This window comes from Bradyrhizobium macuxiense, assembly GCF_007993935.1.
GTDB classification, from domain to species: domain Bacteria; phylum Pseudomonadota; class Alphaproteobacteria; order Rhizobiales; family Xanthobacteraceae; genus Bradyrhizobium; species Bradyrhizobium macuxiense_A.
Genome location: NZ_VITY01000020.1, coordinates 1 through 26,505 on the forward strand (window position 1 = coordinate 1; position 26,505 = coordinate 26,505).

Annotated in this window: 24 protein-coding genes; 12 read left to right on the plus strand and 12 right to left on the minus strand. The window is 63.1% G+C overall.

The window, feature by feature from the left end; genetic code table 11:
* Window positions 1-648: 648 nt before the first annotated feature.
* Window positions 649-1,773 (minus strand): PLP-dependent aminotransferase family protein, encoded by a 1,125-nt coding sequence (locus FBZ93_RS36440; RefSeq protein ID WP_208764110.1) that lies wholly within the window; start codon window positions 1,771-1,773, stop codon window positions 649-651.
* Between the two features lie 103 nt (window positions 1,774-1,876).
* Between FBZ93_RS36440 and FBZ93_RS36445 the strand changes: the two genes are divergently transcribed.
* The 3 genes from FBZ93_RS36445 to FBZ93_RS36455 are packed head-to-tail and all read left to right on the plus strand — an operon-like array spanning window position 1,877 to window position 4,418.
* Window positions 1,877-2,344 carry a cupin domain-containing protein gene (locus tag FBZ93_RS36445; RefSeq protein ID WP_146992227.1) on the plus strand — a complete coding sequence of 156 codons (468 nt, stop codon included), beginning with the start codon at window positions 1,877-1,879 and terminating at the stop codon, window positions 2,342-2,344.
* Window positions 2,345-2,351: 7 nt separating this feature from the next.
* Window positions 2,352-3,668, plus strand: a complete 1,317-nt coding sequence (locus tag FBZ93_RS36450) for an MFS transporter (protein ID WP_246667789.1) — start codon at window positions 2,352-2,354, stop codon at window positions 3,666-3,668.
* An 18-nt stretch (window positions 3,669-3,686) separates the two neighbouring features.
* The gene (locus FBZ93_RS36455; protein ID WP_146992228.1) at window positions 3,687-4,418 is read left to right on the plus strand and encodes an NAD-dependent epimerase/dehydratase family protein; all 732 of its coding nucleotides are present in this window, start codon (window positions 3,687-3,689) and stop codon (window positions 4,416-4,418) included.
* Between the two features lie 157 nt (window positions 4,419-4,575).
* On the opposite strand, the gene FBZ93_RS36460 is transcribed toward FBZ93_RS36455, so the two are convergent.
* On the minus strand, window positions 4,576-5,766 hold the full coding sequence (locus FBZ93_RS36460) for a CaiB/BaiF CoA transferase family protein (RefSeq protein WP_208764111.1): 1,191 nt from the start codon (window positions 5,764-5,766) through the stop codon (window positions 4,576-4,578).
* Between the two features lie 25 nt (window positions 5,767-5,791).
* Window positions 5,792-7,090, minus strand: coding sequence for an enoyl-CoA hydratase-related protein (locus FBZ93_RS36465; protein WP_146992230.1), 1,299 nt, complete (start codon window positions 7,088-7,090; stop codon window positions 5,792-5,794).
* Between the two features lie 124 nt (window positions 7,091-7,214).
* Between FBZ93_RS36465 and FBZ93_RS36470 the strand changes: the two genes are divergently transcribed.
* From FBZ93_RS36470 to FBZ93_RS36490, 5 genes are all read left to right on the plus strand, one after another.
* Window positions 7,215-8,396, plus strand: coding sequence for an acyl-CoA dehydrogenase family protein (locus tag FBZ93_RS36470; RefSeq protein WP_146992231.1), 1,182 nt, complete (start codon window positions 7,215-7,217; stop codon window positions 8,394-8,396).
* Between the two features lie 71 nt (window positions 8,397-8,467).
* Window positions 8,468-9,226 (plus strand): SDR family oxidoreductase, encoded by a 759-nt coding sequence (locus tag FBZ93_RS36475; RefSeq protein WP_146992232.1) that lies wholly within the window; start codon window positions 8,468-8,470, stop codon window positions 9,224-9,226.
* Window positions 9,227-9,243: 17 nt separating this feature from the next.
* Complete coding sequence (locus FBZ93_RS36480) at window positions 9,244-10,038, plus strand: enoyl-CoA hydratase-related protein (protein WP_146992233.1); 795 nt, start codon at window positions 9,244-9,246, stop codon at window positions 10,036-10,038.
* Between the two features lie 33 nt (window positions 10,039-10,071).
* Window positions 10,072-11,001, plus strand: a complete 930-nt coding sequence (locus FBZ93_RS36485) for a 3-keto-5-aminohexanoate cleavage protein (RefSeq protein WP_146992234.1) — start codon at window positions 10,072-10,074, stop codon at window positions 10,999-11,001.
* 24 nt (window positions 11,002-11,025) lie between these two features.
* Window positions 11,026-12,171: an acyl-CoA dehydrogenase family protein gene (locus tag FBZ93_RS36490; RefSeq protein ID WP_146992235.1), complete on the plus strand. Its 1,146-nt coding sequence runs from the start codon at window positions 11,026-11,028 to the stop codon at window positions 12,169-12,171.
* A gap of 22 nt (window positions 12,172-12,193) precedes the next feature.
* Here FBZ93_RS36490 and FBZ93_RS36495 read toward each other — a convergent pair whose 3' ends face one another.
* From FBZ93_RS36495 to FBZ93_RS36505, 3 genes are read right to left on the minus strand one after another with little or no spacing between them, the layout of a single operon-like run.
* Window positions 12,194-13,378, minus strand: coding sequence for an acyl-CoA dehydrogenase family protein (locus tag FBZ93_RS36495; protein ID WP_146992236.1), 1,185 nt, complete (start codon window positions 13,376-13,378; stop codon window positions 12,194-12,196).
* Window positions 13,371-14,252, minus strand: a complete 882-nt coding sequence (locus tag FBZ93_RS36500) for an HpcH/HpaI aldolase/citrate lyase family protein (RefSeq protein ID WP_146992237.1) — start codon at window positions 14,250-14,252, stop codon at window positions 13,371-13,373. Before FBZ93_RS36500 ends, FBZ93_RS36495 begins: the two co-directional genes overlap by 8 nt.
* Complete coding sequence (locus FBZ93_RS36505) at window positions 14,249-14,701, minus strand: MaoC family dehydratase (RefSeq protein ID WP_146992238.1); 453 nt, start codon at window positions 14,699-14,701, stop codon at window positions 14,249-14,251. Before FBZ93_RS36505 ends, FBZ93_RS36500 begins: the two co-directional genes overlap by 4 nt.
* Window positions 14,702-14,844: 143 nt before the next feature.
* On the opposite strand from FBZ93_RS36505, the gene FBZ93_RS36510 reads away from it, so the two are divergent.
* Window positions 14,845-15,858 carry an NADP-dependent oxidoreductase gene (locus tag FBZ93_RS36510; protein WP_146992239.1) on the plus strand — a complete coding sequence of 338 codons (1,014 nt, stop codon included), beginning with the start codon at window positions 14,845-14,847 and terminating at the stop codon, window positions 15,856-15,858.
* A gap of 64 nt (window positions 15,859-15,922) precedes the next feature.
* Here FBZ93_RS36510 and FBZ93_RS36515 read toward each other — a convergent pair whose 3' ends face one another.
* Window positions 15,923-16,798, minus strand: coding sequence for an SDR family oxidoreductase (locus tag FBZ93_RS36515; RefSeq protein WP_146992240.1), 876 nt, complete (start codon window positions 16,796-16,798; stop codon window positions 15,923-15,925).
* Between FBZ93_RS36515 and FBZ93_RS36520 the strand changes: the two genes are divergently transcribed.
* Complete coding sequence (locus FBZ93_RS36520; RefSeq protein ID WP_208764112.1) at window positions 16,797-17,732, plus strand: enoyl-CoA hydratase/isomerase family protein; 936 nt, start codon at window positions 16,797-16,799, stop codon at window positions 17,730-17,732. The two genes, FBZ93_RS36515 and FBZ93_RS36520, sit on opposite strands and share 2 nt — an antisense overlap.
* A 1-nt stretch (window position 17,733) precedes the next feature.
* Here FBZ93_RS36520 and FBZ93_RS36525 read toward each other — a convergent pair whose 3' ends face one another.
* The 3 genes from FBZ93_RS36525 to FBZ93_RS36535 form a co-directional block, all read right to left on the minus strand.
* Window positions 17,734-19,359, minus strand: a complete 1,626-nt coding sequence (locus FBZ93_RS36525) for an AMP-binding protein (protein WP_146992242.1) — start codon at window positions 19,357-19,359, stop codon at window positions 17,734-17,736.
* A 128-nt stretch (window positions 19,360-19,487) separates the two neighbouring features.
* On the minus strand, window positions 19,488-20,288 hold the full coding sequence (locus tag FBZ93_RS36530) for an enoyl-CoA hydratase/isomerase family protein (RefSeq protein WP_146992243.1): 801 nt from the start codon (window positions 20,286-20,288) through the stop codon (window positions 19,488-19,490).
* A gap of 47 nt (window positions 20,289-20,335) precedes the next feature.
* A complete protein-coding gene (locus FBZ93_RS36535; RefSeq protein ID WP_146992244.1) occupies window positions 20,336-21,217 on the minus strand; it encodes an SDR family oxidoreductase in 882 nt (293 codons plus the stop codon).
* Between the two features lie 297 nt (window positions 21,218-21,514).
* Here FBZ93_RS36535 and FBZ93_RS36540 point away from each other — a divergent pair, with 297 nt between their 5' ends.
* A complete protein-coding gene (locus FBZ93_RS36540) occupies window positions 21,515-21,964 on the plus strand; it encodes a MarR family winged helix-turn-helix transcriptional regulator (protein WP_167529383.1) in 450 nt (149 codons plus the stop codon).
* A 52-nt stretch (window positions 21,965-22,016) separates the two neighbouring features.
* Here FBZ93_RS36540 and FBZ93_RS36545 read toward each other — a convergent pair whose 3' ends face one another.
* Both FBZ93_RS36545 and FBZ93_RS36550 read right to left on the minus strand, forming a co-directional pair.
* The gene (locus tag FBZ93_RS36545) at window positions 22,017-22,919 is read right to left on the minus strand and encodes an SDR family oxidoreductase (protein WP_146992246.1); all 903 of its coding nucleotides are present in this window, start codon (window positions 22,917-22,919) and stop codon (window positions 22,017-22,019) included.
* A gap of 16 nt (window positions 22,920-22,935) precedes the next feature.
* A complete protein-coding gene (locus FBZ93_RS36550) occupies window positions 22,936-24,195 on the minus strand; it encodes an ABC transporter substrate-binding protein (RefSeq protein WP_433995470.1) in 1,260 nt (419 codons plus the stop codon).
* Window positions 24,196-25,081: 886 nt separating this feature from the next.
* On the opposite strand from FBZ93_RS36550, the gene FBZ93_RS36555 reads away from it, so the two are divergent.
* Window positions 25,082-26,131 carry an HD-GYP domain-containing protein gene (locus FBZ93_RS36555; RefSeq protein ID WP_146992247.1) on the plus strand — a complete coding sequence of 350 codons (1,050 nt, stop codon included), beginning with the start codon at window positions 25,082-25,084 and terminating at the stop codon, window positions 26,129-26,131.
* Window positions 26,132-26,505: the final 374 nt, after the last annotated feature.

A 26,505-nucleotide genomic window follows, 5' to 3' on the forward strand; every position in this document is an offset into this window, starting at 1 on the left:
AGGTCCCACACACCGCTTTCCTGCAAAATCGAATACTTTCTCAACACAATTTTTGCTTATTTTTCAGGTCAATCCGCATTCTTCACGGACGACTAATGAAAGAGGCCGCCAACTGAGGCGGCCTCCGTATTGAGCGGCCCCAGCAACTTTGGGGGCCTTGTAGGGGAAGGCTTGTTGCTGGGACCATCTACCGGCCCTGTAGCGTGGTGGGCCAGGTCCTCATAAAAGCAGTGCGAGTGCCGCAATAGCGACGGGACAGAGTCCCCATATCACGATGCCGGCGCGGAAAAGGGTTTCTGCCATGGCGCATCCCCACACCTGAGGGAACGCCTCAGTGTAGGTCCGGAACTTTTCTCGCGGAAAGTGCAATCTGTGCCAATCGGTTCACCACCGTAATCCTACGGGGCGGCCTCATTTCCTGCCATACCGCCCTCTGATCCTGCCGGTGCCCGGAACTCCATTCACCCACGGAGAACCCCGGTAATCCATCTCCGCAGTGGATTTGGAACGAATCGGGGATCATCAAAATCTATGTGCCCAGAACAGGGAATAAGGCTTCTCGGTAGGACTACTGTGAACGTCGTGCGCCGCATGGGTTGAGGATGGGTTAAGTCCAAACTAGGCCACTCGAATTTTCAAAACAGGCCACTAGGGATGGAAGTAGGCCAGCGCCCCTGCGCCGATGAAATCGGCGACGACGCGCTGCTTCAGCGTCGCATGCCCCAGGTGTCGGAGGCGATTGAAGCGCGTGAACGCTGCAATGAGCTGCTCTGGCACGACGAGATATCCAAGACGCAGGCCCGGGTACAGGACCTTGCTGAAGGTGCCGGCATAGATCACTCGCTGGTCGCGATCGAGGCTCTTGAGCGCAGGCAGCGGTCGGCCCACGTAGCGGAATTCGCTGTCGTAGTCGTCCTCGATGATCCAGGCACCGGCGGCGCCGGCCCAGGAAAGAAGCGCTAGTCGCCGCGGCAGCGACAACGCGACTCCGAGCGGGCTCTGATGCGACGGCGTGACCACGGCGAGCCGCGCGCGGCGCGCCCGTGCGAGGCCATCTGACACGCGCAGGCCCTCGGTATCCACGCGGATCGGAACCAGCCTCGCGCCCGCGGCTTTCAACGCCTCGGCGGCGGGCGGATAGCTGGGGTCTTCGATCCAGACCTGGTCGCCCATTCGCAGGAGAACGCCGGCAACGACGTTGAGGGCATCCTGGTAGCCGTTAGTTATCAGAATGTGGTCGGCGGAACAGCGGACGCCGCAGGACGTCGCGAGGTATCCGGCAATGGCCTCACGCAACGGCGCATAGCCGGCCGGATCGGGATATGCCATGTTGGCAGGTAAGAGGGCGCGCGCATGGCGCGCGACCAGCCGGGACCAGACCTTGCGCGGAAACGCGTCGAGTGCCGGCAGCGCCATTTGAAAAGGCCGCGGCACCTGGACCGCAAATCTCCGGGCCGATGTCGAAAAGCGCTGCCTGCTGACGGCATCTGCGACGACGTAGCGGTCGAGATCTGCGCTGACCACGGTGCCCGCCGGCCCGCGGCCGACCACGTAGCCCTCGCCGGCGAGGATTGCATAGGCCGCGTCCATCGTGCCCCGCGCAGTACCAAACTGCTCGGCGAGGCTGCGTGTCGACGGCAGACGATCGCCCGGCCGTAGCTGACCCGAGCTGATCGCGGTCCGGATGTATTCGTACACCTGGCGATAAAGCGGGTTGACGTCATCGCGCACGAGCGCCAGGCCACGCAGGCGTCTGTCCAGCGATCGCATCATGGCCTAGTCGATATAGCACCTCTTGGCACTACCAACTAGGCCATCCGACGCCTAGCTGTCGGGCGTTGCCGGCTCTTCGGCAGCGGAGACAAAGGAGGCCGTGATGACCCCTGACACCAGGATCGAAGCCACCGTGACAAGACGAGGATTCAACACCGCTTCCCCCCTCCCGTTGATCCTGACCGTGGCAGCGACACTGCCGCGCGCCGCTGTCGCGGCGACAGCTCCCGAAGGTGGCGCCTCCACGCGGCGCGAGGTGATCAAGCAACGCCTGCCTGGCGAACCGCAGCGCGACATCACCCTGGTTGAGGTGACCTATCCGCCGGGATCCGGATCGCCGCCGCACATGCATGCCAACGGTGTCATGGCATTCGTCGTCTCGGGCGCGATCCGCTCGAAGGTCGGCGACGGGCCAGAGCAGACATTCCACGCCGGAGATGCATGGTGGGAACCGGTAGGCGCGGTCCATCGCGTCTCGCGCAACGCCAGCTCCACCCAGGCCGCGACCCTCCTCGCGATCTATATCGCTCCGGCCGGCGCGGGCCCGGCCGACCTGATGAAGCCGATGTGAGCAAGCCATGGCCAATGCGCATGTCGGGGCGCATCGTCCGCCAGTGGTTGGCACGCACACACCGCCACAGGCGGCCAGGCAGTCACCCGCACTGACGCGAGACCTCGAGTTGCTGTTTGCGGCGGCGGTCGGCGTGATCGTGCTGCCGCTCTATGCGCCGCAGCCGCTCATCGACCTGATCGGGTCGTCGCTGGGCTTCTCGCTGGGCGCCGCATCGCTCATCGCGATGACGCCCATGCTCGGTTATGCGACAGGACTCGTCCTGCTGGTGCCGCTGATCGATATCCTCGAGAACCGGCGCGTGATCTTGTTGACGCTCCTCGTCGACGTTGTTGCCCTCGCCGGCGCGGCGGCAGCGCCTTCCGTGGCGCTATTTCTGCTCGCGGCGTTTGCGGGCGGATGCACAACCAGCGCCATACAAATGGTCGTTCCGGTTGCGGCAAGCCGCGCCGACGAGGCGCAGCGCGGGCGGGTAATCGGCAACGTCATGAGTGGCTTGATGATCGGCATCCTGCTGTCGCGCCCGATTGCAAGCCTTGGGGCCGCCGCCTTCGGCTGGCGTGGCGCCTATACGATCGACGCGATTGCCGTGGCGCTGATCGTGGTCGCTCTGCAACGGGTCCTGCCTCGGCGTCAGCCGGCGGTCGGGGTCACTTATGGCGCGCTGATCGCATCGCTGTGGATGCTGCCGGTCAAGGAGCCCGTGCTGCGCCGCCGCGCGCTTTATCAGGGGCTGTGCATGGGCGCCTTTGGCATCTTCTGGACCGCGGTCGCCCTGCGCCTCGCAGCTCCACCATTTGGATTGGGTCCGGTCGGGATCGCGCTGTTCGCCCTGGCCGGCGTTGGCGGAGCGGTCGTCGCCCCCATTGCGGGCTGGGCAGGCGATCGGGGGTGGACAATGCGCGCGACGCGGCTCGCCCACGCAACGGTGATCGCGGCGTTGTTCCTCGCTGGCGCTGCCGGCGCCGGCTGGTTCGGCTTCGATCCAGCCGTGCGGCCAGTGCTGTCGCTCGGCTTGCTCGCCGCCGCTGCCGTCGCCCTCGATTTCGGGGTCATCGGCGACCAGACGCTCGGCCGCCGCGCCGTCCACCTGGCTTGCACGCAGGCGAGCGGCCGGCTCAACGGGCTCTACACCGGCTTGTTTTTTGTCGGCGGTTCTGCCGGCTCGGCGCTCGCCGGCATGGCGTGGGTGGAAGGCGGATGGACGCTCGTCTGCGCGGTCGGCCTCGGTTGCGTCGCGCTGGCGCTGGCGCTGACGTCGATCCAGCAGTCCGACGACGGGCCGCGCACATCTGACGAAACCACCTGCCGATCTGACGGTTAATGTTGAGGAGATCGTGTCATGAAGATTTTCCTGGCCGGAGCTGCAGGCGCCATCGGCAAGCGTCTGGTCCCGTTGCTGCTCGATGCCGGACACCATGTCGTCGGCACGACGCGCTCTGCGGACAAAGCGGATGCGATGCGCGCGGCTGGCGTCGAGCCCGTGGTCCTCGATATCTTCGACGCGCCGGCATTGTCGCGGGCGGTTGACGCCGCCCGGCCGGACATTGTGGTCGATCAATTGACCGACCTCCCGCACGGCCTGGATCCGGCGCGGATGGCCGAGGGCTCGCGGCGCAACGCGCGCATGCGCCGCGAGGGGACCCGCAACCTGGTTGCCGCCATGATCGCTGCCGGCGTGCATCGGCTCATTTCGCAAAGCATCGCCTGGATGTACGCGCCCGGAGCGGAGCCCCACGCCGAAGACGACCCGCTCGACGTGCAGGCGGCGGGGCCGCGTGCGGATACGGCGGACGGCGTCGCAACGCTGGAGCGGCTGACCGTTGCGTCACCACCGATCGAAGGTGTCGTCCTCCGCTACGGTCATCTCTACGGGCCGGGCACTGGCGCGGACGCCGCTGAGATACCGTCGTTGCACGTCGATGCCGCGGCTTCGGCCGCTTTGCTGGCAATCGAGAACGCGCGGCGCGGAATCTACAACATCGCCGAACCAAACCGATATCTGACCATCGACAAGGCGCGAAGCGAGCTCGGCTTCGACCCAAGCTTCCGACTAACGGCGCGAGTCACCTGAAATGCCCTGACTTGCTCCGAAAAGCGTAGGCGGTCGGATAGGTAGAGATTTTCGGCAGGGCAAGGGTCAGATTTGCAATACCCTTAGTACCCTCTCCTTAAAAAAAGAGAGCACATTAACAAGCCTTGACGCTCGCGGGCCGCCCGCACTTTGCCGATCAGCTGATGATATCATCGCGGCGCAGATCACCGATGGCCGTATCGGTCAACCCCATCTCCTTCAGGACGTCGTCAGTATGTTGCCCGAGCATAGGCGGTGGCAGTCCGGGTGCGCGCTCCTCGCCGACGAACGTCACGGGGTAGCCGACGCAGTTCAAGCGGCCGGCCGCCGGATGATCGTATTGCATGATCAGCTCGTCCGCCTTGGTATGCGGATGGTCCAGCAACTGGGCGAGCGTGTTGATCGGCGAGCATGGAATGCCGGCCTCGTTGAGCGCGCCATTCCAATCCGCAACCTTTCGGGTGGCGATGACCGCCTGCACATGATGCAGCGTTTCGGCGCGGTTCCTGACCCGGTCCGCATTGGTCCGGAACCTCGGATCGTCCACGATCGCACTCAAGCCTGCGATCGCGCAGAACTTGCGCCAGAGATTGTCGTTGGCTACCCCGATCATGATCGGTCCGTCCGCGGCCTCGAACGCCTGGTAAGGACACAGCGACTCGTGGCTGGAGCCGCATTTGGCCGGCTGCGTCCCGCGCTGCCAATATGTCTGCAGATTGTAGCCGAGCAACCCAAGCGCGGTATCGAACAGCGAAACTTGGATCGCCCCGCCCCGGCCCGATTTCTCCCGCGCAAGCAGGCTGGCCAGAATGCCGCCGAAGGCATGCACACCGGTCATCTGGTCAATTGGCGAGATCGGGCTGCGGATATAGCCGCCGCCCTCGTCGCCGCTCATCGACATGATGCCTGCAAAGGCCTGCAAGATCACATCGTAACCTGGCGAATTCCTGAGCGGACCGGTCCGACCGAAGCCGGAGATGCTGCAATGGACCAGCCGGTCGTTGAGTGCGCAAAGCGTCACGGCATCAATGCCGAGCCGCTCGGCGACGCCGGTGCCAAAACTCTCGATAGCGACGTCGGCGGACTTCGCAAGCGTGTGCACCAGCTTGCGTCCCTTGTCGGACTTCATGTTGATCGCAATGCTGCGCTTGTTGCGGTTGGCGCTCAGAAACACCGTGCCGAGGCCAGGCGCCGGAAATGGCGGCCATCCCCGTGTCTCATCACCCTGCCCGAGCGCTTCGACCTTGATGACCTCGGCACCGAGGTCGCCAAGATACTGCGCGCAGAGCGGCCCAGCCAGCACCTTCGAGAGATCGAGAACCTTGATGCCATCGAGCGGTCTTGACACGATCGTCTCTCCTTCTGAAACCGGTTCAGTTCAACCCTGCGGCAAACAAGCCGCCGATATAGGCCGGAAAACCTCGCTGCGTGACCAGGATGTAGTCGGCAGCGCGTCGTTCCGCCTCGTCGAGTTCAGGACGCCAGCGCGCGGCGACGGAGTCCGCAGCCGTGAGCCGTGCACGCAGCAGCTCCTTGCCCCAGGTCTTCGGCTCGTCGTCGTGCCAATAGGCGCCAGCTGCGATCCGGCCGTCATAAGTGGCTTTGCGCTGCCCCTCGATGCGGAAGCCGGACCGGGCGAACGCCTCCAAAAGCTCCTGTCCGCTTTCCAAGCGCGCAGCAAGCGCATTGGTGACCGCATCCACGGCTTGCATGATCTTGGGATCGAGCCCTCTCTTCTTCAACCGTTCGTAGTCGAGCCTGCCGAGAAACAGCGTCCTGATCATGTTGCGTGGCTCCCGGCGCTGGATCAGTCTTGCGAAGATCTGCATCTCAGTCCTGATCGCCGTGTCGAAGTTCTGCGGCAATCCCTGCGCGACGCAGTCGAGGATCGCAGACGGGGCCGGATAATGTCCGAGGGTGGCGACGAGCATTTTGGTTCGGCACAAGTCGGTCTCGCTTGAGACACGCTGCGCGGCGGCCGGCTGCCAATCGGGACGATCCCAGGGTTGTGTGGCAGCGGGAGATGACAGCACCCATCGTTCCGCAGCAGCAACCTCCTCGCCCGGCATCGCCAACTCGTGCGCGAGGCCCGCGGCGATCGCTGCTTGTCCATTGATCCGTGCGCCGTCGAGCAGCACCGGCAGCGCCGCTTCAATTCCGATCAGACGCGGCAACCGCTGGGTTCCACCGCCGCCCGGCAACAATCCGACCAGCGACTCCGGCAGGCCGAACGTCGCCTGCGGGTGGTCGGCGACCACCCGGTGATGGGTGGCGAGCGCGAACTCACAGCCACCGCCCAATGCGAGGCCGGCGACCGCCACCGCGATTGGCTTGCCCGCGGTCTCGAGCCGACGCAATCCGTGGCTCAGCCGAAAGAAATGGTCGAAAGCCAGGCGATCGCGTTCAACCGGCGGTGCCGCCATGATCGTGTCGTAGGCGGTTTCAAGCTCGGCCAGATCGGCGCCGGCGCAGAACGCGGAAGACTTGCCGGAGCTGATGACGACGCCCGCGACGTCGCTCTGCGTGAGCCAGTCGGCAAACACGCCGAGCTCCTCGATCGCCGCGTTCGACAACACGTTCATCGAGCGGCCGGGCATGTCGAAGATCAGGTGCAGGACGCCGTTTCCCGCAAGCTCCATGCGAAACTGCTTCAGCTCCGGTCCGATCGGCATCCCTAGCCTCCCGATTAAAGTTCATTGGTGTACGATCAGGCTTGCGCTGATCCCGCCTTCGGTTGTATACCCAAACCGAATACTGTACACTAGCAAACTAAATCAGACGGGACGCGTTTTGACAATGATCGAGCGCACGATCTTTCGCGAAGAGCATGAAATTTTCCGGCAGACGGTGCGACGCTTCGTCGACCGCGAGATCGTACCCTTCCACGCCAAATGGGAAGAAGAAGGCATTGTGCCGCGGGAGCTGTGGCTGAAGGCGGGTGCCGCGGGGCTCCTGTGCTGCACCGTTCCGGAAGAATATGGCGGCATGGGACTGGACTACCTGTTCGATGTCGTCGTGTTCGAGGAACTCTGGCGCTCCGGTGCCAGCGGACCTGGCTTTCTGATCCATACCGACCTGGTTGCGACCTATGTCCTGTCGTTCGGCACCGAGGCGCAGAAGCGCCAATGGTTGCCCAAGATGGTCTCGGGCGAGGCGATCGGCTCGCTCGGCATGACCGAGCCGCACGCCGGCAGCGATCTCAAGGCGATCCGGACCCGCGCGGTACGCGATGGCGACGAGTTCGTCGTCAACGGCCAGAAGGTCTTCATCTCCAACGGCCAGCTCTGCGACTTCATCGTGCTTGCGACCAAGACGGACAGCCATGCCGGCGCGAAGGGTGTTACGCTGTTCATCGTCGAGAGCGACCGGCCCGGCTTCAAGCGCGGCCGCAACCTGGAAAAGCTGGGGATGAAGGCGCAGGACACCTCAGAGCTGTTCTTCGACAATGTGCGGATTCCCGCCGGCAATCTGCTCGGCAAGGAGGGCAAGGGCTTTGCCCAGATGATGACCAAGCTGTCGCAGGAGCGGCTGGCACAGGCGATCCGCTCGGCGACCGTCACCGAGACCGTGATCGACTGGACGCTGCAATACACCTCCGAGCGCAGCGCGTTCGGCCAGAAGCTCGCCGATTTCCAGAACACCCAGTTCAAGCTGGCCGAGCTCAAGACCAAGGCGGCCGTCGCTCGGGTCTTTACCGACAAGTGCATTGCGCTGTTCATGGAGGGCAAGCTCGATCCCGTCGATGCGGCGATGGCCAAGATGTTCACCTCCGAGGTGCACTGCGAAACGGTGGATGAATGCCTGCAATTGTTCGGCGGCTGGGGCTACATGTGGGAATACCCGATCGCGCGGGCCTATGCGGATGCGCGGATCGTCAAGATTGCCGGCGGCTCGATCGAGATCATGAAGACGATTATCGCGCGACAGATGTACGCGCAGCGCGGCTTTGACATTCAGAAGAACGGGTCGTCCTCATAGGCCCCTCTTCTTCGGAACACCGAAGATTGCGCGCGAGACTATCAAACGACAAACGACGAGGGAGATCAGCGTTGAAGGGCCTAGCTGGAAAAGTTGCCATCGTGACCGGCGGCGGACAGGGAATCGGGCGGGGATTGACGCTGCGGCTCGCCGAGGAAGGCTGCAAGGTCGCGATCTTCGACATCAATCCGCAGGGCGGCGAGGAGACCGCCAAGCTCGCGCCGCAGGCCACTATCAAGACCTATGCCGTCGACGTCGGTGACGCGGCCTCCGTGGATGCGGCGGTCGCCAGGGTCGAGGCCGATCTCGGTCCAATCTGGCTTTTGGTCAACAATGCCGGCTGGGATCGTCCGATGCCGTTCCTGAAGACCGACCAGGCGCTCTGGGACAAGATCATCCGCATCAACCTCTATGGGCCACTCAACACGCACAAGGCGATTGCGCCCTTGATGGTCGAGCGCGGCGGCGGCCGGATCGTCAATATCGCCTCCGACGCCGCGCGCGTCGGCACCAGCGACGAGGCCGTCTACTCCGCCTGCAAGGGTGGGCTGATCTCCTTCACCAAGTCGCTGGCACGCGAGCTCGCACGCAAGAACGTCCTGCTCAACGCCGTCTGCCCCGGCCCGACCAACACGCCGATGATGGCGGCGGTGCTTGGCGAGGGCGAGCACGCCGTGAAATGGAAGGACGCGATGGTCCGCGGCATCCCGCTGAAGCGGATGGGCGAGCCCGACGACTACGGCGGGATCGTCGCGATGCTCGCGTCCGACGACGGCAAATTCATCACCGGACAGACCATTTCCGTCTCCGGCGGAATGAACATGATCTAAGCGCGAGAGGAAACGCCATGACCGATCCGAAGCAATTCACCGACGTCATCTACGAGGTCCGCGACCGTGCCGCCTGGATCATCATCAACCGGCCGAAGGTGTACAACGCCTTCCGCGGCCAGACGCTGGAGGAATTGATCCAGGCCTTCCAGCTCGCCGCCAACGACCGGCAGGTCGCAAGCATCGTGCTGACCGGTGCGGGCGAAAAGGCGTTCTGCACCGGCGGCGACCAGTCCGCGCATGAGGGCCAGTATGATGGCCGCGGCGTGGTCGGACTGCCGATCGACGAAATCCAGGGCCTGATCCGCGATGTGCCGAAGCCGGTGATCGCGCGCGTCAACGGCTTTGCGATCGGCGGCGGCAATGTGCTTGCCACGCTGTGCGACCTGACCATTGCCGCGGATCATGCCCAGTTCGGCCAGGTCGGTCCCAAGGTGGGTTCGGTGGATGCCGGCTGGGGCACCGCTTTCCTGGCCCGCCACGTCGGCGACAAGAAGGCCCGCGAGATCTGGTTCCTCAATGAGCGTTACACCGCCGAGCAGGCGCGCGAGATGGGCTTGGTCAACAAGGTCGTCCCGATGGCGCAACTCGACGCCGCCGTGAAGGATTGGACCGACAAGCTCGCCCAGCGCTCGCCGACCGCGATCGCACTCGCCAAGCGGTCGTTCAACGCCGATTCCGACAATATCCGCGGCATCAGCAACTTCGCGCTGCACGCCGTGAAGCTGTTCTATGACACGGCGGAATCGAAGGAAGGCGTCGCGGCATTCAACGAAAAGCGCGATCCGGACTTCCACAAGTTCACGCGCTGACGGCCACGGCCCACAAGCTGAAAAGGCAACGCCATGGCGTCGCACAAGGTCGTCATCTCCTGCGCGGTCACGGGATCGATCCACACGCCGTCGATGTCACCGCATCTGCCGGTGACGCCGGCGGAGATCGCCGAATCAGCGCTCAGCGCCGCGGCGGCGGGAGCTGCGATCGTGCATCTGCACGCGCGCAACCCCGTCGACGGCAGGCCGGATCAATCGCCGGAAGCGTTTGAACCTTTCCTGCGCGTGATCAAGCAGAGTTCAAACGTGGTCGTGAACCTGACCACCGGCGGCTCGCCCTACATGACGGTCGAGGAGCGCGTCCGGCCGGCGGCGACCTGGAAGCCCGAGGTCGCAAGCCTCAACATGGGATCGATGAATTTCGGGCTGTTCCCGATGCTGAAACGCTACAAGAGCTTCAAGCACGACTGGGAGCCGCAGATGCTCGAGGGCTCCCACGATCTCGTCTTCCGGAACTCGTTCAGGGATATCCGCTACGCGCTGGAGACGCTGAACGGCTCCGGCGCGCGCTACGAGTTCGAATGCTACGACACCAGCCACCTCTACAATCTGCACTATTTCTGGAGCGAAGGACTGGTGAAGGCGCCTTTGTTCATCCAGACCTGTTTCGGGTTGCTCGGAGGCATCGGCTCGCATCCGGACGATGTGATGCACATGAAGCGGACGGCCGATCGGCTGTTCGGCAACAATTATCGCTGGTCCGTGCTCGGCGCCGGACGCGCCCAGATGCCGGTTGCTGCAATGGCGGCGTCGATGGGCGGCAATGTCAGGGTCGGGCTTGAGGACAGCCTCTGGCTCGGCGCCGGACGCCTCGCCGAAACCAATGCGGCCCAGGTGACGCAGGTGCGCAAGATCATCGAAGGGCTCGGACTCGAGATTGCGAGCCCGGACGAAGCCCGCGACATCCTCCAGCTCAAGGGTGGCGACAAGGTCGCCTTCTAGCTCTCAACTGACGGCTCGACAGACATGTTGCCAAATCGCCCGGTCTACGACGAAGAGCACGCGCTCCTGCGCGACAGCGTCCGCCGCTTCGCCGCGGCCAGGATCGAGCCACGCTTTCAGGAATGGGAGAAGGCCGGCATCATCGACCGCGCCCTCTGGCCGGCGGCGGGTGAAGCCGGCCTGCTCTGCCCGCAGGTGCCGGAGCAATATGGCGGCATCGGGGGTAACTTCCGCCACAACGCCGTCGTCATCGAGGAGCTCGCCTATTCGGGCTTCGCGGGTCCCGCAACCGACTTCTCGGTCCACAATGACGTGTGCTGCGGCTATCTCTTGAGCTACGGCACGGAAGAGCAGAAGCGGAAATGGCTGCCGCGCATGGTCTCCGGCGAGACCGTCTGCGCGATCGCCATGACCGAGCCCGGGACCGGCAGCGACCTGCAGGGCGTGCGCACCCGCGCGGTGCGCGACGGCGATGACTATGTCATCTCCGGCCAGAAGACGTTCATCTCCAACGGCCAGATGTGCGACCTCGTCATTGCGGTGACCCGCACCAATACCGACGGCGGATCGCGCGGCATGAGCCTGATCCTCGTTGAAGCGGACCGCCCCGGCTTTCGTCATGGCCGCAACCTCGACAAGCTCGGCCATCTCTCCTCCGACACCTCGGAATTGTTCTTCGACGAGGTCCGCGTCCCCGTGACCAACCTGCTCGGTGCGGAAGGCGGCGCGATGGCGGCGCTGATGAGCGAACTGCCGCAGGAGCGGCTGACCATCGCGCTGCATTCGATCGCGTCGGCGCAAAGGGCGTTCGACATCACCAAGGCCTACGTCCAGGAGCGAAAGGCGTTCGGGCAGGCGATCGGCAGCTTTCAGAACACGCGCTTCAGGCTGGCCGACCTCAAGTCCGACCTTGCCGTCGGGTGGGCCTATGTCGATCAGTGTCTGAGTCAGCATGTCCGCGGCGAGCTGACCACCTACGCGGCATCGACCGCAAAGCTCTGGGTTACCGAGATGCATGGCAGACTGGTCGATCAGTGCCTGCAATTCTTCGGCGGCTACGGCTTCATGCGCGAATACGAGATCTGCCGGCTGTTCGCCGACGCGCGGGTGCTGCGCATCTATGGCGGCACCTCGGAGATCATGCGCGAGCTGATCTCGCGCAGTCTCTGACCCGCACTGCTAGCGATCCGGATCAGTAGCTCTTCGGCAGATCGAGCACCTTCTCGGCAATGAAGCTCAGGATGAGCTGCTCGGTGATCGGCGCAAGCCGGGTGATGGTGACTTCGCGGAACAGCCGCTCGACATGATACTCCTTGGCATAGCCAAAGCCGCCGTGCGTCATGATAGCCTGCCAGGCGGCGTCGTGCCCGGCGCGGGCGCCGAGCAATTTGGCGCTGTTGGCCTCCGCGCCGCAGGGCTTGCCGGAATCGTAGAGCCAGGCGGCGCGCATCGCCATCAGCCATGCCGATTCCAGATACATCCACTTCTCGGCCAGCGGATGCTGGATGGCCTGGTTCTGGCCGATCGGACGGTCGAACACCACGCGTTCCCTGGCGTAGCGCGTTGCCCGGCGCAATGCGTCCTGACCGATCCCGATCGCTTCGACCGCGATCAGGATGCGTTCCGGATTGAGGCTGTGCAGGATGTAGGAAAAACCCTTGCCTTCCTCACCAATCCGGTCCGCCTCGGGGATGAACAGACCATCGATGAAGATGGCGTTGGAATCGACCGCCTTGCGGCCCATCTTCGGAATCCGGCGCACCTCGATCTTCGAGCGATCGAGATCAGTGTAGAAGATGGTGATGCCATCGGTCGGCCGCTTGCAGTCCTCGAACTTCGTGGTCCGCGTCAGCAGCATGATCTTGTTGGCGACCTGCGCGGTCGAGGTCCAGACCTTCTGGCCATGGACCAGGTAGCCGCCCGGCACCTTCTCGGCAAAGGTCTTGATGCGCGTGGTGTTCAGCCCGGCATCCGGCTCGGTGAAGCCGAAGCAGCATTGATCCTCGCCCGACACCAGCCGCGGCACCCAGCGCCGCTTCTGATCGTCGGTGCCCTTCACCACGATCGGATGCGGACCGAACAGGTTGATATGCACAGCCGATGCCGAGGTCATGCCGCCGCCATGGCTTGCCACCTCATGCATCATGATCGCGGCTTCGGTGACGCCGAGGCCGGCGCCGCCATATTCTTCCGGCATGGTGATGCCGAGCCAGCCGGCATCGGCCATGGCGCGATGGAATTCGCGGGGAAATTCGCCGTCCTCGTCGCGGGCCAGCCAATACTCGTCATCGAAGCGCGACACGACGCTCCGAACGCCCTCGCGAATGGCGGCGTGATCCTCCGGCACGTCGAGCTGATTGGCAAAGGATCTATCCATCCGAATGGCCCTCCCCGACCGACGCCAAGGTTCGTTTCGCGGCGACCAGATGCGGAATGTCGTACATCTTGCCGTCGATCCCGACGGTGCCGACATCGGGTGCAGCCGCGAATGCCGCAACGACGCGCCGCGCATGCGCCAGATCGTCATCGGACGGCGTGAAGCAGGTGTTGATGGTCGCGATCTGATCCGGATGGATCGCGATGCGGCCGACAAAGCCGTCGCGCCGGGCAATCCTGCAGCTTTCGGCGAGCCCCTGCTGATCCCTGAAGTCGACATACAGGGTTTCGAGTGCAGCCGCGCCGGCGGCGCCGGCGGCAAACAGGCATTGCGCGCGCGCCACCTGATAGGGAAAGGTCCAGCTCCCATCGGCCTCTCGCGGCGTCAGCGCGCCGAGCGCCGCGCTCAAATCCTCGCCGCCCCAGGTCACGCCGACCAGCCGCTTGTTGCCGCGCGCATAACCGCTGAAGCCGATCATCGCGGCCGGGGTTTCGGTCGCGACCGTCAGCAGCTTGACGTGACCGGTTGGAACGCCGTTCGCGACTTCGAGCACATCGACATAATGCGAGATGAGATCGACGTCCTCGATGCCGTTGACCTTTGGCAGCAGCAGGCCATCGAGCCCGGGACGAACCACGGCGGCGAGATCCTCCAGCGTCAGTCCGGTGCCGAACGGGTTGATCCGGACCAGGAAGAACCAGCTTCTCGGACCGCCGCCCAACAAGCCCTTGACGGCGTCGCGCGCAAACGCCTTGCGACCCGGCGCGACCGAATCCTCCAGATCCAGGATCAGGGCATCGGCGCCGATCCCGTCAGCCTTGGCGAATTTGCGTTCGCTGTCGGCCGGCACGAACAGAAGCGAGCGCAGTTTCATGCCGGCCTCCGCATCATCAGCCCGTTCCGGCGGCAATAGACCACTTCCTCGTCGCGCTGATTGAAGCCGCGATGCTCGAAGGTCACGATGCCCTGCGTTGGACGCGATTTGCTCTCCCTGACGGCGACGATCTTGGTCTCCGCCCGCAGCGTGTCGCCGGCAAACACCGGCTTCGGGAATCGCGTGTCCTCCATGCCCAGATTGCCGACGGTCGTACCCAACGTGGTATCCTGCACCGACAACCCGATGATCAGGCCGAGCGTGAAGATCGAGTTCATCAAGGGCTTTCCGAACTCGGTGCCCTTGGCATATTCGTGGTCGATATGAACCGCCGCCGGATTGTAGGTCAGCGACGAGAACAGGATGTTGTCCATGTCGGTCACGGTGCGCCGGATCTCATGGACAAAGGTCTGTCCGACCGAAAATTGCTCGAAGAAGAGCCCCGCCATGCTGCTTGCCTCTTGTTATGTCTAGCAGGTTATATCTCGCAGGGTGCCTCGGCGGCGTGGTCCGCCGGGACGTCCTTGTCTCCCGTGTGCTTTCTACCGTATAGTGATATCGTACACAAGCGTACTAATTATGGAGAGCGCACATGGCCCTTCGTGAAAACCGGCAGGTCCGGCTGGTGGCGCGGCCGCACGGGATACCGCACGCGGAGCACTTTGCGCTGGTCACGGAACCGGTCGCCGCGCCCGGCGAGGGCGAGATCCTGATCGAAAATCGCTATCTCTCGATCGATCCGGCGCAACGCGGATGGGCCAATGACGAGGGGAACTACAGCGCACCGGTGCCGCTCGGCACGCCGATGCGGGCGCTCGCGGTCGGCGAGATCCTCGCCAGCAATGCACCGGAGTTTCGGCCGGGCGAGCAGGTGTTCGGATGGTTTGGCTGGCAACGCTATTGCGTGACCACGCCGGACGCGGTGTTGCGCCGCGTCATTCCATCGCGCCTGCCGCTCAGTGCCAATCTCAGCGTGCTCGGCATGAACGGCATCACCGCCTATCTCGCCTTTCATGGCTTGGGCGATCCCAAGCCAGGGGAGCACGTGCTGGTGTCGACAGCGGCCGGCAGCGTCGGCAGCTTTGTCGGCCAGCTCGCGAAGATCGCGGGCTGCCGCGCCGTCGGGCTGACCAGTTCGGCAGACAAGGCCGCGCTGGCGAAAGCGCGTTACGGTTATCAGGACATGATCAACTACCGCGAGGCAGCCGACCTTGGCGCGGCGATCCGCGCGGCCTGTCCTGATGGCAACGACATCTTCTTCGACAATACCGGCGGTCCGATCGCCGATGCCGCCATCCGCACGATGCGGTTGCGCGGACGCGTGATCCAGTGCGGCACGGCCGCGAACGCGTCCTGGACTCCCGCCCCGCAAGGCCCACGTCCCGAACGCGAGATCTTGACCCGGCGCCTGCGCTGGTCGGGCTTCATCATCTTCGATCATCTCGCCGAGTTCGAAACGGCGGCGGCACGCCTCGCCGAGCTCGCGCTGGCCGGCAAGATCGTTCACGACGAGGAAATCCTGCCGGGCCTGGAGCACGCCCCCGGTGCAATTGCCCGGCTTTACCGCGGCGAAAACCACGGCAAGCTGATGATCGCTGTCGACTGAGCGGCTTTAGTTCTTTGAGCATGATCTTTTCGGAAAACCGCTTCGCACTTTTCCGGATCATGCTTTAAGCGCTCGCCTTCCGCTTCATCACCTCGGGCATTTTCGCGCGATGGAAGCCCTCGAACGCCGCGCTGCGGCTGTGCGGTTCGAGCTTCCAGGTCGTGCGGGCATTCGGCGTGCCGCCATCAACGCGGACGCAGGAGCCGGTGATATAGGCCGCCGCCGGCGACAGCAAATAGGTGATCGCGGCCGATATCTCCGCTTCCGTCCCGAAGCGCTGCAGCGGCACGCGCTCGGTGAAGTCGTGCAGCTTCTTCTGCATTTCCGGCGTGTAGGTGTCGAAGCCGCTCGAGACGATGCCGCCGGGCGCCACCGCATTGACGCGGACAGCAGAGGCCGACCATTCACACGCGGCCGTCTCGGTCAGCGTCAACATGCCGCCGCGCGCCGCGGCCGAATGGCCGAACTCCGGCCAGCCATGCCAGATGTCGGCGATGATGTTGACGATCGCGCCGCCATTCGCCTCCATCCAGCGGTTATAGACTTCGCGCATGAAGATGAAGCCGCCGGTGAGGTTATTGCGGACCACAGCTTCAAACCCCCTGGTGGAGATCGCCCTCAGCGGCGAGCGAAACTGGCCGCCGGCATTGTTGACCAGGCCGTCAATGCGCCCATATTTCGCCAGCACCGCCTCGACCGCCGCCGCCACCATCGCCTCATCGCGAATGTCGCAAGCCTGGGTCATCACCTGCCCGCCATCCTCCTCGATCTCCTGCCGCACCTCGGCGAGCTTCTCCGGGGTCCGGCCGACAATCGCCACATTGGCACCGAGCGCGGCGAGCTCATGGGCCGTGCAGCGCCCGATCCCGCTGCCGCCACCAGTCACGATGATGGTCTGCCCTCTGAACAGATCCGGCCTGAACACCGACTGATATGGCATGTCGAAATCTCCCTGGGCTCTTGTCGCCGGCGCGCGGCCCACCCCAAAGAGGGGGACCGCGAGCATTGCCTCCAATTATCGTACACTATATTACTATATGCCAGCAAAAGGCAATCAAGGGAGCGCTCCCGTGACGCAACCGACGACCATCACGATCGAGACCCGCGGCGCGATCGAAATCCTGACGTTGAACCGCCCCGACCAGCGCAATGCCGTCTCGCCCGCCATGATTACGGAACTGACCGCGTACTTCGCAGGGCTGCACGACCGGCCGACGACGCGCGTTGTGATCCTGCGCGGCAACGGGCCTGAATTTTCCGCCGGCGCCGAACTTGGATCAGACGCATTTGCGGCGCCTGGGAAGGGCCGGCCGCAGCGTCAACTCAAGATGCAGCAGAATTACTCCGGCGTGATCCGCCAGATGCGATCATGCCCGCAGCCGATCATCGGGCTTGCCCATGGGGCCGCATGCGGCGCGGGCTTCTCCTTCCTGCTCGCCTGCGACGTCCGCTTTGCCGCACCAGACGCCCGCATGAACGCCGCCTATATCCGCATTGGCGTCGGCGGTTGCGACATGGGCTCGGGCTACCTGCTGCCCCGCCTCGTCGGCCTCTCAGTGACCTCTGAACTCCTGCTCACCGGGCGCTTCCTCAAGGCCGAGCGCGCCAGGACCATCGGCCTAGTCAGTGACATCGTGCCCGCGAATGAGTTGCTCGCAACCGGGCTGGCGTTCGCCGAGGAGATGCTGCGGGTCTCGCCGATGGGGTTGCGCATGACCAAGCAGGCGCTCAACACGCTGATCGACGCACCGAGCCTCGATGCGGCACTCATGCTGGAAGACCGGCAACAGGTGATCCTCCTGGAGACGCACGATCACGCGGAAGCCGTCGCCGCATTTCGCGAGCGACGGGATCCGACCTATTCCGATCAGTGACCTACTTTACATCTGCAAACGCGGCCGCGATCTCGCGCAGCTTGAACTTCTGGATCTTGCCGCTCGCCGTACGCGGCAGCTCGTCCACGACCTCGACGCGTTCGGGCCAGAACTGTTTTGCCATCCTGGCCTCGCCCAGATAGACCTGCACCGTCGCGAGATCGATCGTGGTTCCGGAACGCGGGACGATGAACGCACAGCCGCGCTCGCCGAGCCGGGAATCCGGAAAGCCGACCACGGCGACGGCGGCCACCGCCGGATGCTTGTAGAGCAGGTTCTCGATCTCGACGATCGGCACGTTCTCGCCGCCGCGGATCAGGATATCCTTCACACGGCCGGAAATGCGGATATAGCCGTCCTTGTCCATGTAGGCGAGATCGCCGGAATCGAACCAGCCTTCGTGGTCGAACGTCGTCAGCTCGGATCGCTTGTAATAGCCCTTGAACATCTGGGCGCCGCGAACCAGCAGCCGCCCTGGCTCTCCCGTCGGCGAAGGCCGGCCCTCGGCGTCGACGATCCGCACTTCCATTCCCTCGAGCGGCCGGCCGTCCGTGCCGGCGGATTTCTCGGCCGCACGTACAGGCTCGGTCAGCGTGCCCGACAAGACCTCCGTCATGCCCCAGAGCGAGCAGACCGTGAGGCCGAGTTCGGCGGCCGCCTGCTCGATCAGGACCGACGGAATCGGGGCGCCGCCGCACAGGAAAGAGCGGAGGCTGGTCGGCTGCGGCGCCCCCGCCTTCACGGCGTCGCAGATGTCGCTGAGGAATGGCGTCGAGGCGGCTGTATAGGTGACGCCTTCGCGCGCCATCAGGCCGACGCCGCGCTTCGCTTCCCATACGTCCTGCAGGATCATGGTCCCGCGCAGATAGACCGAGAGCAGCACGATCGCGGCATAGCCGGTCATGTGGCCGACCGGCGACGCCACCAGCAGCACATCGCTGGTATCGAGCCCGAACCGCCCCGACAGCGCCTTGCAGCAGGCGACCAACGAGTTCGACGTGTGCATGACGCCCTTGGGCTCACCGGTCGTGCCCGACGTGAACATCAGCACCGCCATGTCATCCGGGCTCAGGCCCGCCGGCAGCTTGTCGGCCTCGGACGACAGCAGCATCCGCTCGAAGCTGGTCTCGCCCTCGCCATCGGCGACGATCACGTGCTTGAGGTGGGGCAGCTCGGCGCGCATGCCTTGCGCCATCGCGGCATAGTCGAAGCCGCGATAGGTCTTCGGGACGACAAAGACCTTCGCCTGGCAGAAATTCAGGATGTAGAGCAGTTCGCGCTCGCGCAGGATCGGCATCACCGGGTTCATCACCGCGCCGATCTTGCTGCATGCAAACGCCGTGACCACGAATTCCCACCAATTGGGCAGTTGCACCGTGACGACGTCGCCGCGTCCGACGCCGAGCCGGAGCAACGCGCTGGCGGCACGCTCCGCAAGCTTCTCCAGTTCCCGGTAAGTGAAGCGCCGCGCTTGCTCGCGATCCGCCCGGTCGGCGACGATCGCGACCTTGTCCGGCGCTTGTGCAGCGGCTTCGGTCAGCAGCTGATCGACGGTCTTGTCGAGCCAATAGCCGGCTTCGCGAAAGCTGGCGTGCGGCGCATCTCGTACGGTGGCGGCCACGGTCATTGTTCCCTCCTGCGGCATCGTCTTGTCCGATTTCACGATCGGATTATTTAGTTTATTGGTGTACTTTATTTCAGAGTACGATTGATTGCCAATGGTCTAGATTGTCGCTTGCCGCGACAAGGCTACGGTCACTCCCCGGCGAACACCGGCTTTCGCTTCTCGACGAAGGCCTTGACGCCTTCACGCGCATCCGCCGTTCGCGAGATCGCAGCCAGCGTCTGCGCCTCCTCCTCGAGCTGGCTTTCAAACGATCGCTCCGCCGCCTGGCAGAACAGCCGCTTGATCGCGCCGAACGCCTCCGTCGGACCCGCGGCGAGCTCTTTCGCGATCCGTTCGGCCTCGGATTGCACGGCGCTATCAGGAACGACGAAATCCACCAGACCAAGGGAAAGCGCGGTCCCGGCATCGAGCGTCTCGCCAAGCAGAAAGAAGCGCCTTGCGCGCGCAACGCCGATCCGGCGCGTGACCGTGGTGGTCGAACCGCTGTCCGGGCTGAATCCGATCCTGGAGAATGCCGCCGAAATCCGCGCCGATTCCGCCATAACCACCAGGTCTGCAGCCGCCATCAGCGACACGCTGCCGCCCGCGACGTTGCCGTGAACGGCGGCGATGACGGGGGCGCGCATCCGAACCATTCGTGCGATCGCGGCATGAAGGTCGGCGGTCCATGCCTTGATCGTTCTGGGCAAGGCTTCGCCCTCGTTGACCAGCGCCGTCAGGTCGCCGCCGACGCTGAACAGCCGCCCGCGTGCGGAGAGTAGCACCGCACGGACGTCGGCACGCTCGCTCAACTCGGCGATTGCCAAGCCGAACTCGCGGCAAAAATTGCCGTCGATCGGATTGCCCCGGGCGGGTTGATCCAGAACCATATGCGCAAGACCATCATCGATCACGCACTCGAAGCTCTTCGTCTGTATTGCCAATCCCATCGGCTATTCCCTTCGAAGGCACTCGAGGAGCGTCCACGCCTCAATGCTCAGATCGACCGCGCCTGCTTTTCTTTCTGCACCGAGGCCTGGATAGCCTCGCGTGCTCGCTGCCAGTCGGCCGGCGATAGTTTTGAGAGCCCGGCAAAGGTGCTCGGTGCCGCCAGATGATGGCCGCCGTCAATGCTGATCGTGGCGCCGGTGATGTAGCTGGAGCCATCCGACATCAGGAAGATCAGGAGATTGCGCAGTTCGTCCATCTTGCCGAACCGGCGCAGCGGCACCTCGTCGGCCTGGGTCGCACCGACGCCGGTCTCCGCCAGCGGATTGAGCTTGTCCCAGGCCCCTTCGGTCGGGAAAGGCCCGGGTGCGATCGCGTTGACGCGGATGTTCTTGGGGCCCCACTCGACTGCGAGCGACATCGTCATGGCATGCACGGCCGCTTTCGCCATCGCCGCCGGCACCACATAGGCCGACCCAGTCCATACCCACGTCACGAGATTGCTGATAATGACACCGGGCAGATTTGCGGCGATCCACCGCTTGCCACAGGCGAGCGAGGCGTAGAACGAGCCGTCCATCACCGTCGAACGAACTGCCTCATAGCCCCGTGGCGAGAGGCTCTCGGTCGGCGCCAGGAAATTTGCGCCGGCGTTGTTGATGAGCCCGGTCAGCGGCCCTTCCGCCCAGATGCTGTCCATCATCGCTTCGATGCTGTCCGGGTCGCGTACATTGGCGAGCAACGCGGACGCTTGCCCTCCCGACCGCCTGCAAATCTCCTGCGCCGCTTGATCCAGAACCTCCTTGCGTCTTCCGCAGATATAGACGTGAGCGCCGTAGGCGGCAAAGCCAACCGCCATCTCCTTGCCGAGCCCGGTCCCTCCGCCGGTGATCAGAATGCGCTTTCCTTTGAGCACAGCGGCGTCGAACATGGTCGCTCCCTTCCTGTCGCTGATACTGGCCGTCAGCTGGCCCGCAGGGTCGGACGCATCAGCGCTAATGCGGATATTAATACACTAGCATACTGATTTTGTAAATCGTCGGATGCCGCGTGCTGCGGAGGTCTTTTACCCATTTCGTGGCCTTTCCTTTAAAATACACTGGCGTATGGTATTGCCAGACTCTAGGCCCCGACTCGGGCTTCAAAGGGAAACAGCATGGTTGATCAGCCCGATTGGGATCTTCGACTCGGATACTTGATCCATGACGTCTCGCGGCTCAGGAGGATGATGTTCGATCGAGCTTTGGCGCCGCTTAGCATCACCCGCTCGCAATGGTGGGTGCTGGCGTTCATCTCTCGCAAAGATGGCCTACCCCAGACGCAGCTGGCCAATGAGCTTGACGTCGGCAAGGTCGCGGTCGGCGCCCTGATCGACCGGCTCGAGGCCTCCGGTTTCGTGCTGCGTCAGGCCGATCCGGTCGATCGGCGCGTCAAGCGCGTCTATGTCACCAAACAGGCGCGCGGCTTCCTGGAGAAGCTCAGGAAGGAGACCGACAAGTTCAACGCGCAGATCGTCAATGGCATCGATCGCAAGCAGCTTGAGGCAACCTCCGAGGCGCTGCTTGCCATGAAGCACAATCTGCTCGCCATGTCGGATGGGACGGTGGCCGTCAGCGCAGATGACGAACGAGAAGTCCAGTCCGCGAAAGCACGGAAAAAGCGGCGGGCGGCAGCCTAAGAGTCTGGCCGCCCGCCTGAGCGGCACTTCGGGAGCGTCTCGCAAGTCAAAGTTATGAGACGACGTCGCGCCCCCAGATGTCGGCATTTGGACGCGCATGACGCACCATGTCTAGGACACGAGGACCGAGTTCGCTGGGATCCTCGACGGGATCGGTGCCAGGGCCGGCATGCCAGCCCTCTGCAACTTTCAAAATCCCATCGCCCGCTTCGAACACACGGCCGGTAACCTCGGTAGATTCCTCGCTTGCGAGCCAGACCACGATCGGTGCGACCCAGCGCGGATTCCGGCGTTTGATCTCCTCTTCGGTGCGCTCGCGCAATCCCTCGGTCATTCTGGTCTGCGCGCGCGGCGCGATCGCGTTCACCGTGATCCCGTACTGCCGAAGCTCCATTGCGCTGATGATGGTGAGGGCGGCGATGCCCGCCTTGGCGGCGCCGTAGTTGCTTTGGCCGACATTGCCAAACAATCCCGAGGCCGACGAGGTGTTGATCAGACGAGCGGTGACCGGCGCTCCGCGGCGCTTGGTTTCCTGACGCCAATATTGCGCGGCGTGATGAGACGGCGCGAAAGTGCCCTTGAGATGCACCTTGATCACGGTGTCCCATTCGGCCTCCGTCATGTTGACGATCATGCGGTCGCGCAGGATACCGGCGTTGTTGACGAGCACGTCGAGCCGGCCGAAGGTGCTGACGGCGCCATCGATCAACGCTTTGGCGCCAGCCCAATCGCTGACATCGTTGCCGTTCACGATGGCTTCGCCGCCGGCACGCCTGATCTCGTCGACGACCTGCTGGGCAGGCAAGAGATCGACTCCCTCTCCGGCCGCAGTGCCGCCGAGATCGTTGACTACCACCTTGGCGCCTTGCTCGGCCAGCATCAGCGCGTATTCGCGCCCGAGCCCGCGGCCGGCTCCGGTCACGATCGCCACCCGCCCGACACATAGTCGTCCCATTCATCGTCTCCTTGCTCTATTTCTTTGTGTCGGCGCGCATCAGGTCGCCGAACAGACGCCAGTTGGTTCCCTCGAAGCGCATCAGTTGCCATTGCTTGATGGGCGCAAAATCGCCCGGCGACGTGTTCAGGCGGATACCAGGAAGCAGCATCCCTAGCTCGACGTCCGTTAGATGGGCTGCCTGCCGCATCACGTTTTCGCGCGTGAGATCGTCGCCACATTGCCTCAAAAGGTACACGAGCGCCTGCGCCGTATTGTAGCCGTTCACGATCAAGGTATCGCTGCGATCGGCGCCGGGAAAATAGCCATCGAGAAATGCGTTGAGCTGCACCAGGCCAGGATCGTCCGTCCATCCTGGATCGTTCGGATCCTTGAAATAAGCTGCCGAGATCAGGCCTTGTGCATTGTCGAACCCGGCGGGCTTGATCACGCTGCCGATCGATGCCGACACATAGCTGAGAAAATGCAACGGCTTCCAGCCCAGCTCCGACATCCTCTTGATCGCCTGCGCTGCGAATTTCGGCGTCGCAATATCGAACATCACGTCGGCGCCGGTCGCCTTCAGCTTGACGATATGAGAGCCAATCGTCGGCTCCGAGACGTCGAACGCCTCTTCGGCCACGATCATCGATGCGGCCTTGTCACCAAGACCCTGCTTGATTCCCTTTAGGTAGTCCTTCCCGAAATCGTCGTTCTGGAACAGGATCGCGATCTTCGCGGCGGGTCGCTCGCTGAGCACATATCTTGCGTAGATAAATCCTTCGGTCTCATAGCTCGGAGTGAATCCCATCGTCCAGGGGAAGTTCTGTGGATCGTTCCACTTGGCCGCTCCGCTGGAGACGAACAGCTGAGGCACCCGCTTCGAATTCAGGTATTTCTGGACGGCTGAGTTAGCTGCGGTGCCGAGCGCATTGAAGACCAATAGAACCTCGTCGCTCTCAACGAGGCGCCGCGTTTGCTCGACCGTCTTCGGCGGTGAGTAGGCATCATCATAGGACAAGAATACGATGCGACGTCCGTTGACGCCGCCTTCCGCATTGACCTTGCGGAAATATGCCTGCTCGGTCTTGGCGACCATGCTGAAGGCCGATGCCGGGCCACTATAGGGAGATGTGTTGCCAATCCTGATCTCGGTGTCGTTAGCCCCGGGACCGTACCGTTTCTCGCCCGCTAGCGCCTGAGCGGCGAGCAAAACGCTCAGGATCGGCGCCATAGCTCTCGCCATATCAAAACGCACCGCGCACGATGATCCTCGCTGGTCGGTACGTCGGTTCATGGCGCCTCCCCGTCCGGCACGCTCAATGCCGGCCCTTCCATTTAGTACACCTATTTACTATATTATAAGGTATCATTGCAACTGCCTGGAACCCACAGCGGACGGAGCAGCTCGGCAGAGACCGGGAGACGCCTCGAATCTAGCATCCGTAAGCCTGCGCTTTGAGCCTGTTACGCAGCGCTACACTCGCGGCCTCCGTTCCGGGTCCGACGCGCGGCATCGTGCACAACTTGATTTTGTCTGTGAGGCAAGCGCCGCAAAGACCGGCTTTTGGCGCGCCAATTCTGCGCCGCCTGTTTACGTTCGGCGTTACGACACGCGTTGTTCTAACCTCGTTCGCAGATGGAGTGTTGGGACTACTCGTCACGCCGTCAGAGCTGTAAACGTTTGTATGTATTGGACGCAACGCTTGGAGCGATTACGGTCCTCGGCGTCCGTAAGAATGACGATTAAGACACCGACATTTGGCGAGCGGCAGTCAAGACGCAGAGTCTCGCAGACCGATTGTTGCGTCGATATTGGGGATGACATCGATACGCCCTGTGCTGCTTGATAGTAATCAAGTCGGTGTAGCCCTAAGACAAGTGATAAGGACGCGCGGGTTCGGCTTTGGGCAATCACGCCTGTACCCGGCCGAGCGAACGCGCCAATCGCCGAAAATGCTATGCGCTTTCGATAACCGCGGCGCCGGCATCGCTGCGACTGGCCGGCAGAATGAAGACGCGGAACAGAAGCGATCAATTGCAAATGAATTCGCCGAATTGCCGGCGAACGTTTGCGTTGTCGCTTCGGGGAACAGGTCCACGCATCGATCTGCTAGGTGCGAAGACCGGTCGCGGCCAGCGATGGCGGTGCAGGCTTTTGATGAAACAACAGAGCTGTTTCAATGTCCGTTCACGTTGTCGCAGATAGCCCCGCAAAACTCCGTGCCATTTCCGGCATGCTGATGCACGAATACGACGTTACGGCTGAGATGCTTGGCGTTGGCGCGGCTTTTTCCGCTGCGATGGAAGCGGTAGTGGTTAGCGTCGATCTACGCGTCCTCGAGAATATTGCCACTTTGAAAGCCAGGCTGGCAAGCTTGTTGTCCGCGCCCAAACGTGTCTTCGTCGTTGAACAATCTACCCGCCTCGCAAGGGCTCAAGCCTACGCGTTGGGCGCGACCCAGGTATTGGTGTCTCCTGTCCAACCCGCTCAGTTGCTCGAAAAGCTCGCCAACAAATGCGCTCTACCGACCGGCGCCACCGAGATTCCTTCGTTTGGCGAGGAGGTCGCTGCTGAGGGAGCGGCATGTTTTTCAGCGATGTTCCAGGCTGTGATGCGCGGTTCGCCGATCGATGTGGCAAAGACGAGGCGTGCCGGCAATAAGATCACGGACTATATTAGCGAGCACGGTCTAACGGACTGGCTCGCGATTGTTCGTCTTCACCACGAAGGCACGTATCAGCACTGCTTGCTCGTTACCGGCGTTGCCGTGGACTTTGGCCTAAGCCTTGGCATGGCGAGGCGCGACATTGATCGGCTGCATTCTGCCGCGATGTTTCATGACATCGGCAAGGCGACGATCCCACTTGCGGTGCTGGACAAGCCCGGCAAGCTCGATGACCGAGAACGATCGCTGATCGAAACGCATCCTATGGCCGGATATCGGATGCTTCTCGGAACCGCCGACATCCCGAAGGAGATTCTCCATGCCGTGAAACATCATCACGAATATCTCGACGGCAGTGGCTATCCGGATGGTCTCAGTGCCGAGAATATTTCGGACATTGTGCGCATCCTTACGATCTCCGATATTTTCGCGGCGCTGATCGAGCAGCGGCCGTACAGGCCAACCATGTCGCGTGACGCCGCCTATGAGATTCTATTCGACATGAAAGGGAAATTGGAAAGTCCACTGGTGGATGCGTTCCGGCGCGTCGCATTCAGCAGATAGATCACCGGCATTTCTGAGCCTTTGCGATACGCGGGTTGGCCTCTGCAACTCGGGCAAGCTCGTTTACCTTCAGCCCAGGATGGCCACAGTCCTTCCACCGGCGGTAGAGCTATATGGGATAACCGGCTCCCATCCGAGGCGGTCCTTGCCTTCGCATCAAGCTCGATATGAACGAACAGAGGACTCTGATGGGAACAGATCGGAATCGGAAATGGACCGCGGAAGCCGAACACATTCGCTCGACCCGCTGTCCGGACGATTATCGATTTCGGGTCTGGTCCTTTCGTACTGCAGCCATGTGGTAGACGCTGCATGACGGGGGATCACGCAAGACGATTGAAGCCGGGCGACTATGTTTGCTGGCTAGATACTCC

Coding starts and splice junctions, on each gene's coding strand:
- FBZ93_RS36440 (WP_208764110.1), bottom strand. CDS start 1,773: ATGATGCGATCGCTGGACAGACGCCTGCGTGGCCTGGCGCTCGTGCGC.
- FBZ93_RS36445 (WP_146992227.1), top strand. CDS start 1,877: ATGACCCCTGACACCAGGATCGAAGCCACCGTGACAAGACGAGGATTC.
- FBZ93_RS36450 (WP_246667789.1), top strand. CDS start 2,352: ATGGCCAATGCGCATGTCGGGGCGCATCGTCCGCCAGTGGTTGGCACG.
- FBZ93_RS36455 (WP_146992228.1), top strand. CDS start 3,687: ATGAAGATTTTCCTGGCCGGAGCTGCAGGCGCCATCGGCAAGCGTCTG.
- FBZ93_RS36465 (WP_146992230.1), bottom strand. CDS start 7,090: ATGCCGATCGGACCGGAGCTGAAGCAGTTTCGCATGGAGCTTGCGGGA.
- FBZ93_RS36470 (WP_146992231.1), top strand. CDS start 7,215: ATGATCGAGCGCACGATCTTTCGCGAAGAGCATGAAATTTTCCGGCAG.
- FBZ93_RS36480 (WP_146992233.1), top strand. CDS start 9,244: ATGACCGATCCGAAGCAATTCACCGACGTCATCTACGAGGTCCGCGAC.
- FBZ93_RS36485 (WP_146992234.1), top strand. CDS start 10,072: ATGGCGTCGCACAAGGTCGTCATCTCCTGCGCGGTCACGGGATCGATC.
- FBZ93_RS36490 (WP_146992235.1), top strand. CDS start 11,026: ATGTTGCCAAATCGCCCGGTCTACGACGAAGAGCACGCGCTCCTGCGC.
- FBZ93_RS36495 (WP_146992236.1), bottom strand. CDS start 13,378: ATGGATAGATCCTTTGCCAATCAGCTCGACGTGCCGGAGGATCACGCC.
- FBZ93_RS36500 (WP_146992237.1), bottom strand. CDS start 14,252: ATGAAACTGCGCTCGCTTCTGTTCGTGCCGGCCGACAGCGAACGCAAA.
- FBZ93_RS36505 (WP_146992238.1), bottom strand. CDS start 14,701: ATGGCGGGGCTCTTCTTCGAGCAATTTTCGGTCGGACAGACCTTTGTC.
- FBZ93_RS36510 (WP_146992239.1), top strand. CDS start 14,845: ATGGCCCTTCGTGAAAACCGGCAGGTCCGGCTGGTGGCGCGGCCGCAC.
- FBZ93_RS36520 (WP_208764112.1), top strand. CDS start 16,797: ATGTCGAAATCTCCCTGGGCTCTTGTCGCCGGCGCGCGGCCCACCCCA.
- FBZ93_RS36515 (WP_146992240.1), bottom strand. CDS start 16,798: ATGCCATATCAGTCGGTGTTCAGGCCGGATCTGTTCAGAGGGCAGACC.
- FBZ93_RS36525 (WP_146992242.1), bottom strand. CDS start 19,359: ATGACCGTGGCCGCCACCGTACGAGATGCGCCGCACGCCAGCTTTCGC.
- FBZ93_RS36530 (WP_146992243.1), bottom strand. CDS start 20,288: ATGGGATTGGCAATACAGACGAAGAGCTTCGAGTGCGTGATCGATGAT.
- FBZ93_RS36535 (WP_146992244.1), bottom strand. CDS start 21,217: ATGTTCGACGCCGCTGTGCTCAAAGGAAAGCGCATTCTGATCACCGGC.
- FBZ93_RS36540 (WP_167529383.1), top strand. CDS start 21,515: ATGTTCGATCGAGCTTTGGCGCCGCTTAGCATCACCCGCTCGCAATGG.
- FBZ93_RS36545 (WP_146992246.1), bottom strand. CDS start 22,919: ATGGGACGACTATGTGTCGGGCGGGTGGCGATCGTGACCGGAGCCGGC.
- FBZ93_RS36550 (WP_433995470.1), bottom strand. CDS start 24,195: ATGAACCGACGTACCGACCAGCGAGGATCATCGTGCGCGGTGCGTTTT.
- FBZ93_RS36555 (WP_146992247.1), top strand. CDS start 25,082: ATGTCCGTTCACGTTGTCGCAGATAGCCCCGCAAAACTCCGTGCCATT.